At 42.5% G+C, this 12,414-nt stretch carries 9 protein-coding genes; 8 read left to right on the forward strand and 1 reads right to left on the reverse strand.

The window, feature by feature from the left end:
- Nucleotides 1-237: 237 nt before the first annotated feature.
- From EV194_RS11150 to EV194_RS11185, 8 genes are all read left to right on the forward strand, one after another.
- Nucleotides 238-2,640 carry a TonB-dependent receptor gene (locus tag EV194_RS11150; RefSeq protein WP_132434124.1) on the forward strand — a complete coding sequence of 801 codons (2,403 nt, stop codon included), beginning with the start codon at nt 238-240 and terminating at the stop codon, nt 2,638-2,640.
- A 63-nt stretch (nt 2,641-2,703) separates the two neighbouring features.
- Nucleotides 2,704-3,639: an NAD(P)H-dependent flavin oxidoreductase gene (locus EV194_RS11155; RefSeq protein ID WP_132434125.1), complete on the forward strand. Its 936-nt coding sequence runs from the start codon at nt 2,704-2,706 to the stop codon at nt 3,637-3,639.
- 40 nt (nt 3,640-3,679) lie between these two features.
- On the forward strand, nt 3,680-3,844 hold the full coding sequence (locus EV194_RS11160; RefSeq protein ID WP_207916017.1) for a hypothetical protein: 165 nt from the start codon (nt 3,680-3,682) through the stop codon (nt 3,842-3,844).
- A gap of 239 nt (nt 3,845-4,083) precedes the next feature.
- Nucleotides 4,084-5,325 (forward strand): M16 family metallopeptidase, encoded by a 1,242-nt coding sequence (locus EV194_RS11165; protein WP_132434126.1) that lies wholly within the window; start codon nt 4,084-4,086, stop codon nt 5,323-5,325.
- A 64-nt stretch (nt 5,326-5,389) separates the two neighbouring features.
- A complete protein-coding gene (locus EV194_RS11170) occupies nt 5,390-6,676 on the forward strand; it encodes a M16 family metallopeptidase (RefSeq protein ID WP_132434127.1) in 1,287 nt (428 codons plus the stop codon).
- A gap of 122 nt (nt 6,677-6,798) precedes the next feature.
- Nucleotides 6,799-9,027: a RelA/SpoT family protein gene (locus EV194_RS11175; protein WP_132434128.1), complete on the forward strand. Its 2,229-nt coding sequence runs from the start codon at nt 6,799-6,801 to the stop codon at nt 9,025-9,027.
- A 420-nt stretch (nt 9,028-9,447) separates the two neighbouring features.
- Nucleotides 9,448-9,900, forward strand: coding sequence for a Fur family transcriptional regulator (locus tag EV194_RS11180; RefSeq protein ID WP_132434129.1), 453 nt, complete (start codon nt 9,448-9,450; stop codon nt 9,898-9,900).
- Nucleotides 9,901-10,131: 231 nt separating this feature from the next.
- A complete protein-coding gene (locus EV194_RS11185; RefSeq protein WP_132434130.1) occupies nt 10,132-11,391 on the forward strand; it encodes an adenylosuccinate synthase in 1,260 nt (419 codons plus the stop codon).
- Between the two features lie 434 nt (nt 11,392-11,825).
- Here the strand turns inward: EV194_RS11185 and EV194_RS11190 are convergent, their stop codons facing one another.
- Nucleotides 11,826-12,299 carry a S24/S26 family peptidase gene (locus EV194_RS11190; RefSeq protein ID WP_132434131.1) on the reverse strand — a complete coding sequence of 158 codons (474 nt, stop codon included), beginning with the start codon at nt 12,297-12,299 and terminating at the stop codon, nt 11,826-11,828.
- Nucleotides 12,300-12,414: the final 115 nt, after the last annotated feature.

The following is a 12,414-nucleotide window of genomic DNA, read 5'->3' on the forward strand; positions in this document are numbered from 1 at the left end:
GAGTCTGTTGTGATATTACACAATCAGCTGATAATAAGAAACTTACTTATGTCTTATATCTAATAATCTAAGATCTAATAATCTAACGATCTATTGTTAAAACAAACTTTTCTATTAATTTACCAACCGGATGTGAAAACTGCAAGTAATATGCCAAAGATGTTGTTTTTTTGCATCTGAACTTAATGATTTTTGTTTTGTTTAACAACAAAACGAAATTTGCTAAACAATAAACTTATGAAGAGATATCATACAACACTACTTTTGGCTTTTATATTGGCTTTCAGTTATTCATCGGCTCAACAAACCACCACGCTTACAGGGGTCATAAAGGATGCCAATACCAATGAATTACTGCCTTTTACTAATATCATCATATTTAATACAACAACCGGAACTTCGAGCAACGAGGATGGACGTTTTGAGTTTACGGGATTGAATGTTGGTTTTGTGCGTCTTCAGGTTTCGAGTTTGGGCTACGAACCATTTATTTCTGAGGAGATTTTGTTATCGGCGGTGAGGCCAAATTACGTGGAAATAGCTTTAACTCCAACATCTACCTCGCTGGAGGAGGTGAGAGTGGTTGCCAGTCCGTTTGCTCAAAGAATTGAGAGTCCTTTGTCGCTTCAGCGCATTGGACTCGATGTGATTGAAAGAAGTGCAGGCGCCAGTCGTGATTTTTCAAAAGTGTTACAGAGTTTTCCCGGGGTGGGCAGCACTACCTCTTTTCGAAACGAACTGATTGTGCGTGGCGGAGGACCCTCCGAAAACCGCTTTTACCTCGATGGCATTGAGATTCCTGTACTGAACCATTTTTCTACGCAGGGAGCCTCAGGAGGACCGGTAGGGATTCTAAATGTGGATTTTATCAGAGAGGTCGATTTCTACAGCAGTGCGTTTCCGGCCTCAAGAGGCAACGCGTTGAGTTCGGTTTTCGAATTCCGACAGATTGACCCCAACCCAGAGAGACCTGCTTTTAAGGCTACAGTAGGAGCTTCGGAACTCTCGTTGTCTGTGAATACGCCAATTACAGAAAACACCTCTGGGTTGTTTTCTGTGCGCCGTTCCTATCTGCAATTTTTATTCGACCAATTGGGATTGCCGTTTCTTCCCACATTTAACGATTTTCAGTTTGTGACCAAAACTAAACTTAACAGGCGCGATGAGATTACATTCCTGGGTGTGGGTGCATTGGACCAATTTCGATTAAACCCATCACCGGATGACACCGAAGAGAACCGTTACATTTTGAGCTATCTGCCGGTTAATGAACAGTGGAATTACACGCTGGGTGCCTCTTATCGGCGGTTTATCGGCAGCAACAATTTTTTAGTCGCGCTCAGTCGGAACCATTTAAACAATACCATTTTCAAATATGCTGATAATGATGACAGTTCCCCCGATAACCTCTTAAACGATTATGTTTCGGATGAAATTGAGAATAAATTAAGATTCGAATTTGTGGCCAATCCGGGGGAATACCGTTTAAGCGCAGGTTTTAACCTTGAGCACGCCAATTATTATAACCGCACCACCAATCGTATTTTTGTAAACGATGTTTCTCGTTTAATTGATTATGAAACGAATCTGGACTTGTTCAAATATGGGGTTTTCGGGTCGGTTTCCCGTCGGATGTTGGAAGAGCGTTTAAGCCTCTCGGGAGGAGTAAGAGTTGATGCCAACTCTTACAGCAGTTCCATGCGAAATCCGTTGGAGCAGTTAAGTCCGCGTGCCTCTGCTTCCTACGCTTTGCTCCCGGAGTTTTTGGTCAATGCTTCTGTAGGCAGGTATTATCAGCTGCCACCATACACCACACTTGGTTTTCGTGACGAAAACGGGGTGTTGCAAAACCGTTTCAACAATCTGAAGTATATCCGTGCCGACCATTTTGTTGCCGGTTTCGAATACAGAATAAACAGCAATACACGAGCCACCATCGAAGGTTTCAGAAAACGATATGCCGACTATCCACTATCGGTAAACGAAGGCATTTCGCTTGCCAGTAAGGGAGCTGATTTTGGGGTGCTGGGCGATGAGGAGGTAACTCCCGACAGTAAAGGACGCGCTTATGGTGCTGAATTTTTGATTCAGCGCCGCTCACCCGAAGGGTTGAGCTATATTTTAGCCTACACTTGGGTGAACAGTGAATTTACCGATGCCTCAGGTGATTATGTAGCATCCTCATGGGATAGTGGCCATCTTCTCACCTTAACCGTTAATAAAAGCTTTAACCGCAATTGGGATGCCGGCCTCAAGTGGCGATACATAGGGGCATTGCCTTATACTCCTTTTGACAGAAACACTTCAGAACTTGTGGAAGCATGGGATGTGCGGGGAAGAGAGTATCTGGACTTCGCAAGATTTAACCAGGAGAGGTTGGACGCCTTTCATCAACTTGATTTGCGGGTGGATAAAACCTTCTTTTTCGAACGTTTCTCTTTAAGTTTGTATCTGGATGTGCAAAATGTGTATAATTTCCAGAGCAGAAACCCTGCACGTTTGGTTCAGGCATTGGATGAAAATGATGCTCCCATCATTTTCACTGCTGAAAATGATTCCCGACCACGATATGAGTTGAGGGAGCTGAGAACCTCTTCGGGAACTGTTTTGCCTTCTATTGGAGTCATCCTTGAGTTTTAAGACCCCGATCGTTCTTCTTTGTCTTAATTAACTCTATCTTTGTAGGTTCAAAATACAATTAAAATGCAAAAAAGCAGGATTACTGAACTTTTCAATATAGAGTATCCCGTGATTCAGGGAGGAATGGTATGGTGTAGCGGATGGAAACTGGCTTCGGCAGTGAGTAACTGTGGAGGTTTGGGGTTGCTGGGCGCCGGAAGTATGTATCCCGATGTACTTCAGCATCACATTCGTCAGATGAAACAGGCAACTTCAAACCCCTGGGGTGTTAATGTTCCTTTGCTCTATCCCAACATTGATGAGTTGATGAATATCATTGTGAAGGAGGAGGTGAAAATAGTGTTTACCTCGGCGGGAAGTCCGGCCAAATGGACTGGCTTTCTAAAATCTCACGGAGTTACTGTGGTTCATGTGATAGCAAACAGCCGGTTTGCAGCAAAGTGTGAGGAAGCCGGGGTCGATGCCATTGTTGCCGAAGGTTTTGAAGCAGGCGGCCATAACGGACGCGAAGAAACCACCACGCTAACACTGATTCCTTTAATCCGTAAGGCAACATCGTTGCCATTGATTGCCGCCGGAGGCATTGGCACAGGCGAACAGGTTTTGGCTGTTATGGTTCTGGGTGCTGAAGGGGTGCAGATTGGTTCCCGATTTGCCTTATCCGCTGAATCATCGGCGCATGAGGCTTTTAAACAATACGCCATTGCTGCCAAAGAGGGGGACACCATGCTCTCATTAAAAAAGTTGGCACCGGTGAGGTTATTGCGCAATCGTTTTTTCGAACTTGTTCGCGAGGCAGAATTACGCGGGGCAACTCCGGAGGAGTTGTCGCAGCTTTTGGGGCGTGGCAGAGCAAAAAAGGGCATGTTTGAAGGCGATTTGGATGAAGGTGAACTGGAAATAGGTCAGGTGGCTGCATTGGTAGATAAACTTCAAAGTGTGGCCGATATTTTTGAAGATTTAAAATCAGGTTATAACGAAGCGCGGTTGAGGATTTAATCGCATATACATCGTCAACTGTAAAAGAATTTTGTTGAATATGAAAAATATTGATAAGATAAGCCTGCAAAATGCTTTTCGCCTTTTTGAGACAGGCGACATTAACAATATTGAAGTAGGAACAACAAAAGGTTTACAACAAATTCATCGCTACTTGTTTGACGGTTTATATGGTTATAAGCCTAAAAGGCTTAAATATAAATAGTTGCGGGTGCTGACCAGGGGATAAAAGTAAATTATATATTCAGAGTCAACCCTTAACGGGTTGAATAGTATAAAAATAAGAAAGAGCGAAACTTTAGTAGATGATAGACAAAAGCAAATTTCTGATTTTATGCAATTTTCAAACTTGTCAGTCTTATTTTATTTGTCATTAAATTAGTAAAATAAGAAAGTTTAACGAACTGCTGAAATAAGAAATCATTAAAAATTAGATAAAACTCTATGATAGAAATATACAAACATCAGTTGGCAAATGGGTTAAAAATTGTGGTTCATCCTGATATCACAACACCTTTGGTTGCTGTGAACCTGCTTTACGATGTGGGTGCGAGAGATGAAGCCCCTGATAAGACAGGATTTGCACATTTGTTTGAACATCTGATGTTTGGCGGAAGTGTGAACGTGCCATCCTACGATGAGCCTTTGCAAAGGGTTGGAGGTGAGAACAACGCCTGGACCAGCAATGATTTCACCAATTACTACGTGACTTTGCCGGCAGCCAATATTGAAACTGCTTTTTGGCTCGAGTCTGACAGAATGCTGGAGCTTAATTTTACCGATAAAAACCTTGAAGTGCAACGAAAGGTGGTAATTGAAGAGTTCAAACAGCGTTATCTGAACCAACCATATGGCGATATCCCTCTTCTTACGAGGCCTATGGCTTACAAACAGCATCCATATCAGTGGCCAACCATTGGTAAAGACATCAGCCACATCGAGAATGCCACCATGGACGATGTAAAGAACTTCTTTTATCGTCACTATGCTCCCAATAATGCGGTGCTAGCGGTTTCCGGTAACGTGCAGCCCGACAGGGTTTTTAGACTGGCTGAGAAATGGTTTGGTGACATTCCCCGCAGGGATGTTCCGGTGCGTAACATCCCACGTGAATTGCCGCAGCAGGAGGCACGGTTTCTGGAAGTGGAACGTGATGTGCCGGCGCATCTGCTCAATATTCATTTTCACATCGGTGCACGTCGGGATGATGATTTCTATATCAACGACTTGTTGTCTGATATTTTATCCAACGGCCCTTCATCACGATTGATTCAGTCACTCATAAAGGATAAGCAACTGTTTTCAGATGTAAATGCATATATTTCCGGCGATATGGATCCCGGTTTGTTTACCGTTACAGGGAGATTGATGCCGGGGAAAAACATGAAAGATGCGGAAGATGCCGTTTGGAACGAATTGCATTCGATTACTAGCACAATGGTGGATGACAGGGAGTTGCAGAAAGTTAAAAACAAGATTGAATCCAATCTTGTTTTCGCTGAAATCAGCTTTTTAAACAAGGCCATGAACATGGCGCAGTATGAATTGATGGGTGATGCGGAGAATATCAATCGTGAAATAGAGCATTACAGGGCAGTCACAGCAGAGCAGATTCAGGCAACTGCCGGTAGCGTTTTCCGTAAGGAAAACAGCTCTACCCTTCATTACCTGGCCGAAAAGGCATGATGAATCGGGATTCAAACAAACGGTAAGTTTAGCTTTCTTCAACAAACAGAAAAAGAAAATTTATATGCAGATAAAACCAGACCGGTCGAAAGGACCGGCCTTTGAAACCATCAACCAGATAGGGTTTTTACCGGTTGACAGCCAGAGCTTGCCTAACGGCATTGAGGTTTCGCTTATTACAGCGGGGAGTCAGGATGTGACTAAAATCGACTGGATGTTTCCGGCCGGAGCTGTGCAGGCGGGTAAGCCTTTGCTGGCATCTACTGTTGGCAATCTGCTGATGGAAGGTACCACGAGTCGGACTTCTCAGGAGATTTCCGGTATGCTCGATTTTTATGGTGCGTACCTTAGCACCCAGACTTTTTACCACAACACGGTGGTTACGCTGATTTGCCTGACCAAAGAACTCCCGGATTTGTTGCCATTGGTAGAAGACATTATCAAAAATCCGGCTTTCGATGAGCGTGAAACAGATATCTATATCAATAAGCGACGACAAGAGTATATTCTCGACTCAGAAAAGGTGAAAACCATTGCTGCACGACGATTTCCGGAGGTTGTTTTCGGAGCAAACCATCCTTATGGAAAAACTCTGAAGTTGTCTCATTTTGATGAGCTTACCCGGGATGAGTTGTTTGCATTTCACAAAAATGCCTATACCCCTTTAGGAGGTAAAATCATTGTATCCGGCCAACCGGGAGGCGATATCAGCAATTTATTGGTCAAGCATTTCGGTTCCTCGCAGTGGCTTACCGGAACGTTTAATTTAAATGGTGTTGGCGAAATTGAGCCTTTGGAACAAAAGGTGCATCTCATAGAAAAGGAAGGGGCTTTGCAATCGGCTCTTCGCATAGGTCGTCCTCTGTTTAATAATAATCACCCTGATTTTATCCCGCTGCAAATTGTGAATACCATATTGGGAGGGTATTTTGGTTCGCGGTTAATGACTTCGGTTCGCGAAGAGAAAGGCCTTACCTATGGAATTGGTTCAAATATTGTAGCCTATAAAAATGGTGGGATGTGGGTTATAGGCTCAGAGGTGATGGGTGAAATGCGCCAGGCTGCCGTTGGTGCCATCATCGATGAAATGGTTCGATTAACGAAAGAGCCGGTACCGGATAATGAACTTGAGGTGGTCAAGAATTACATGTTGGGCGAATTGATGCGTAATTTCGACGGGCCTTTTTCAACAGCGGATATATATAGATCGTTGTGGGAGTTTGATTTGGATTTTACTTTTTATGCAAAGATGGTGGAGGAGATAACCAAAATCGATCAGCAACGTATCATGGAGTTATCAAAGAAGTATCTTAATCCTGACGACTTTTATGTCGTCGTTGCCGGAAAATAGTTGAACATAAGGGACTAAATTGCTATTTTTTAATCCCGCTGATTGGCTTAATATCTAAAAATCAAACAGTCTAACATCTAAAAATCTAAATTCTATCAGTCTTATATCTAACAGTGCAACGTATGTCGGAGGAAACACTTAAACTGGAAGAGCAGGAAGCCAAGCAGGAGCTGGATGAGATTCTGAAAATTTGTAATCGTTGTCAGAAACCGGAAGATTACCGGCTTATTCAAAAGGCGTTTGAGTTGGCATTGGAGGCGCATAAGGGAGTGCGCCGTAAGTCGGGAGAGTTATACATTACTCATCCCCTGGCTGTTGCGCGTATAGTTGCTGAGGAGATTGGTCTGGGACCAAAAGGGATTTCTGCTGCCATTCTGCATGATGTGGTGGAAGATACCGATTATACTGTTGACGACATAAAAACAATTTTTGGTGATACCGTTGCCAATATTGTGGATGGCCTCACCAAACTGGAAGGCGCTTTTGATCAGACTCAGTCCAAGCAGGCCGAGAATTTCCGCAAACTTCTTCTCACCATGGTTGAGGATGTACGCGTTATTCTCATTAAACTGGCCGACCGGCTTCATAACATGCGTACTCTGGACAGCATGCCGGAGCATAAAAAACTCAAGATTGCCGGAGAAACCCTGTTTATTTATGCTCCATTGGCTCACCGTTTAGGCCTTTATGCAATAAAGACTGAACTGGAGGATTTGAGCCTTAAATATGAACATCCAGGTATATACCAGGAGATTTCTGATGAACTAAAAGAGTATCAGGAGCGAAATCTACAACTGCTTAATCGTTTTTCACTTCCGATTATTGACCGACTCAAGAAGGAGGGATATGAGTTTGATATTGTAGGGCGTCCAAAGTCCATATTTTCAATATGGACTAAAATGCAAAAGAAACAGATTCCTTTCGAAGAAATTTATGATCTGTTGGCCTTACGCATCGTTTTTCATCCCAAACCTGCCATTCCTGAAAAATCGCAATGTTGGAATATCTATTCTTACATAACCGATTTATATAAACCGAAACCCGATCGCTTGCGCGATTGGGTAAGTGTTCCTAAAGCCAATGGATATGAGGCGTTGCATGCCACTTTTATGGGGCCGGATGGCAAGTGGGTCGAAATACAGATTCGCAGTGCCCGTATGGATGAAATTGCCGAAAGGGGATTTGCTGCGCACTGGAAATATAAAGGACAAACGGACAAAGAGTCCGAACTGGATAATTGGCTAAAACGAATCCGGGAGGTATTGGAAAATCCCGATTCCGATTCGTTGGAGTTTTTGGATGATTTTAAACTGAACCTCTTCAGTGCCGAAATGATGATTTTTACTCCTAAAGGGGACGTGAAAATATTGCCGAAGGGTGCAACCACCCTGGATTTGGCCTTCGAAATTCATTCCAATATCGGCTATAAATGCATAGGTGCCAAGGTTAATTATAAACTGGTTCCATTGAGCCATGAACTAAAAAGTGGCGACCAGGTAGAGATTTTAACTTCGGAAAAGCAGACTCCAAAATATGAGTGGTTGAACTATGTGACCACAGCCAAGGCCAAAACGCGTATTAAAGATGCTTTCAAAAAAGAGCGTAAAGACATGGTTAAGCGAGGCGAAAGTGTTTTGGAAGATGCACTTAAGAAAAAGAAGCTGACCATCAATGCCAAAATTCTGAAGAAACTTCAGACTTTTTATAACCTTCCCAACAAGGAAGAGCTCTATATTAAAATCAGCAGAAATCTCATAAGGCTGGATAATCTTCAAAAAATTCTCAGCGATAAAACCACCAACAAATGGGTGAGGTATTGGCGTTTATCTTTTGGAAAAAATCAAAGTGGGGTTCGATCCGGCCGTCGCAGCACCGAGAAAGCATCTAAACCCAACGAGATGGTGGTCTCAGATCAGATGGACGATGAAAGTTACCTCATTGCTCCCTGCTGTAATCCCATTCCCGGCGATGATGTGGTGGGGTATCATGACGATAAGGAGAAATTAATTCTGCACAGCCGTAAATGCCCGGTCGCCATCAGACTGATGTCTAGTCACGGTAATCGCATCGTTTCTGCTAGTTGGGAGTCACATAAAATACTGTCGTTTTTGGCTGTTATCAATCTCTCGGGCATTGACCAAATTGGTATCGTTAGCAAAATTACCAAAGTCATCTCCGACGACCAGAATGTAAATATGCGTTCCATCCATTTCGAGAGTCACGATGGTATATTTGAAGGTACCATTTACCTCTATATCCATAATACTGAGGACTTGAATAACCTCATTTTTAATATCTCACGTATAAAAGGTGTGCATAATGTTTCGCGACAGGAGCGGATTAATGCATGATTTTTTTGGCGAAATGGTTTTAGGGTCAATGGTTGGAAGGTGACAAGGTAGAAAGGAGAAAGGGTGAGCGGAGACCGGAAAACGGAGACGGGAGACGGGAGTTACGCAAGGCGGGATAAACCACAATGGGCACAAAGGAGACACAGGGAGCACTAAGAAACCTTCGTGTACATTGCGTAAATCATTGTGAACTTTGTCCTTGGCTAAACCATATAAGGCATATAAGTTTGAAGTTTAATGTTCGAAGTTTAAAGATCAAACCTTGAACCTAAAACCTTGAACCCTGTCACCTTCCAACCCTATCAACCTTTTCACCCTCCAACCCTGTTCCCCTTTGTCCTTTTCCCCAATTTTTTATTTATTTCCAGATATTCTGAAAAATTCCTATATTGCAGCTCTCTGTTTTTAATAGGATTAATTATGGATAAGGTTAAACCAAAAGATGCCGTAAGGCAAATTTTTACTGAATATCTTCAAAAAAACGGACACCGGAAAACACCAGAGCGGTACGCCATTCTGGATGAAATATATTCCCGTGACGGTCATTTTGATATAGAATCACTCTATATCTTTATGAAAAATAAAAACTATCGGGTGAGCCGTGCCACGCTTTATAACACCATCGATCTTTTGCTCGATTGTAAACTGGTGATCAAACACCAGTTTGGAAAGAACATTGCGCAGTTTGAAAAGGCTTTTGAATCGAAACAACATGACCATCTCATCTGTATGAAATGTGGCGATGTGGTGGAATTTTGTGATCCAACCGTTCAAATGGTGTTGAACAATGCTGCCAAAGTCATGAATTTTGAGGTGTCTCACCACAGTCTCTATATTTACGGCACTTGTTCGGCTTGCCAGGATCAGGAGTAGCCGTTTCTCGTTTTACGAAAAACTGAAAATCTCAAATCCTTTACAGTTCGGGAGTAGGGATGGTTTTGAATACTCTGATTGAAAAATAAATAGTTTTTTTAGCCATTATCCCATTTATAATATCTAATTTTACACATCGGAAAGTCATCCCTGAATGGGAGGGTTTTCCGATTTTTATTGTCCAAAAGTTTTCCGGCTGTTACCAGCTAACAGCCCAAATAAATAGAAATAATGAAGGTAGATGTTTTATTAGGATTGCAGTGGGGCGATGAGGGAAAAGGCAAAGTGGTGGATGTGATGACCCCAAAATATGATGTGATAACACGTTTTCAGGGAGGTCCAAATGCCGGGCACACACTGGAGTTTGATGACCAGAAGTTTGTTCTGCATAATATTCCTTCCGGTATCTTTCGGGAGGGAACCATTAATGTGATTGGCAATGGTGTCGTGCTTGATCCAATCAGTTTTAAAAAAGAAATTGACGGACTATCAGCAAAAGGTTTCGACCTGACTAAAAATCTTTATATTTCAAAGAAAGCTCACTTAATTCTGCCAACGCACCGCATTTTGGATGCTGCATCTGAAGCCTCAAAAGGTGATACCAAGATAGGATCTACTTTAAAAGGAATTGGCCCTACCTACATGGATAAAACCGGTAGGAATGGTTTAAGGGTTGGTGATATCCTTCACGATTTTGATAAAAAGTATGCGGCTCTTAAAGAGAAGCACATGCGTTTGCTCGAAATGTACAATTTTGAGTTCAACATTGAAGAGTTCGAAGCCGGCTTGATGGAGGGCATCGAAAATATCAAGAAGTTCAAGCTGATTGAAAGTGAGCATGAGATCAACCGATATATCACAGAAGGAAAATCAATCCTTGCTGAAGGTGCACAGGGCACCCTTCTCGACATAGATTTTGGTTCCTATCCTTTTGTTACTTCATCTAACACCGTTTGCGCCGGAGCATGTACAGGTATGGGTATTGCCCCAAATAAAATAGGTGAGGTATTCGGTATATTTAAAGCTTACTGCACCCGTGTAGGTAGTGGTCCATTTCCCACTGAGCTGTTTGATGAGGTGGGTGAAAATCTGCGCAAAAATGGTAACGAGTTTGGTTCAACAACCGGCCGTCCGCGCCGCTGTGGCTGGCTCGATCTGGTGGCACTTAAGTATAGCGTAATGATCAATGGCGTTACAAAACTCATCATGATGAAGGGTGATGTGCTTAGTGATCAGGAAACCATTAAAGTGGCAACTGCCTATAAAATTGGTGATGAAATCATCGAAGAGTTTCCCTACGAATTGCCCGATAATCTGGAACCTGTTTACACAGAATTACCGGGTTGGAAATGTGACCTCACCGGCGTTCGTTCCGAAAATGAGTTCCCTGAGGAATTAAATCTATACATCGATTTTCTGGAACGTGAACTTGGAATCCCCATCACCATTGTTTCTGTTGGCCCGGATAGAGAACAGACGATTGTACGATAAAGTTTTAACCATATTAACCATATTAACCACATAAGGCACATAAGAATTGGGTTGATAGTTTAATGTTTTAGGTTCAAAGTTTAATGTTGTGTGATTGAAGTTCCCTTTTAGGCTTCGGTGTGAGTGTTCGACTGAGCTCACACCGAAGTCTCAGTCGAACACTCAGCCGAATGGGGGAGGGGATGATTTAGGTTATTAGGCCAAGAGGTTTTCTCAACGTAAAACCCTTCATATAATAACTTCGCGCTTTTGCGTCTCTGCGTTTAATTGCAAAACCATAAACCATCAACCCAAAACCTTGAACCTATCCCGATTCTCGGGACTTTGCTATGCTGCGAAACCTTAAACTTAAAACTTAAAACCTTGAACCTTGAACTCAAACCCTTGAACTTGAACTCAAAACCATAAACCCAAAACGTCTCAACTTCACCCTGTCACCCTCCAACCTTAAAAACCCTTCTACACCAACACAAAATCTCATACGAGATCATTCCCAAAAACCAGAAAATCGGTCCCGAAACCATTCCTGTTCTGATTAGAACTTTCCCTATTCTGCCATAACTGTATTTTGCCAATATCCAGCGTGAAGAGCTTATCCCCGTTAAAACACCTTTAACATCCCTGAAGGGTATTGCAGCATCTACTTTTCTGTTTCCATCGCCACGGGTATAACAAAAGCCATTTTCAGATTTAATTAAACGGTGGGCAATCCATCGGCTTTCTCTGTTGAAAATCAGTATCTGTCCGGGCTTTAAATCACCATATTCGATGGGGCTGACCTGTATCACATCGTCCTTCATTAAAAATGGAAACATGCTCATACCACTAACCGGCACTTGCACCGTTTTACCGTGTTTAAGCAGCTCCTCCAGCCATGATAAATATTCTGTTTCTGTGAATGGCGACATGTTGTTGTGGTTCAGTCCACAATAATATAAAAAAGTTACCACCTATTTGTAACAATGAGGTAAAAGATTGCGTAAAAAATATCAACAGTGAAAATAATATGTAAATCAAAAACTT

Origin of the sequence: Natronoflexus pectinivorans, from assembly GCF_004345615.1 — a bacterium.
GTDB lineage: Bacteria > Bacteroidota > Bacteroidia > Bacteroidales > Marinilabiliaceae > Natronoflexus > Natronoflexus pectinivorans.

What these genes read in the sequence shown, in the direction of transcription:
- EV194_RS11180 (WP_132434129.1), top strand. Translation starts at nt 9,448, where the DNA reads ATGGATAAGGTTAAACCAAAAGATGCCGTAAGGCAAATTTTTACTGAA.
- EV194_RS11165 (WP_132434126.1), top strand. Translation starts at nt 4,084, where the DNA reads ATGATAGAAATATACAAACATCAGTTGGCAAATGGGTTAAAAATTGTG.
- EV194_RS11185 (WP_132434130.1), top strand. Translation starts at nt 10,132, where the DNA reads ATGAAGGTAGATGTTTTATTAGGATTGCAGTGGGGCGATGAGGGAAAA.
- EV194_RS11190 (WP_132434131.1), bottom strand. Translation starts at nt 12,299, where the DNA reads ATGTCGCCATTCACAGAAACAGAATATTTATCATGGCTGGAGGAGCTG.
- EV194_RS11155 (WP_132434125.1), top strand. Translation starts at nt 2,704, where the DNA reads ATGCAAAAAAGCAGGATTACTGAACTTTTCAATATAGAGTATCCCGTG.
- EV194_RS11150 (WP_132434124.1), top strand. Translation starts at nt 238, where the DNA reads ATGAAGAGATATCATACAACACTACTTTTGGCTTTTATATTGGCTTTC.
- EV194_RS11160 (WP_207916017.1), top strand. Translation starts at nt 3,680, where the DNA reads ATGAAAAATATTGATAAGATAAGCCTGCAAAATGCTTTTCGCCTTTTT.
- EV194_RS11175 (WP_132434128.1), top strand. Translation starts at nt 6,799, where the DNA reads ATGTCGGAGGAAACACTTAAACTGGAAGAGCAGGAAGCCAAGCAGGAG.
- EV194_RS11170 (WP_132434127.1), top strand. Translation starts at nt 5,390, where the DNA reads ATGCAGATAAAACCAGACCGGTCGAAAGGACCGGCCTTTGAAACCATC.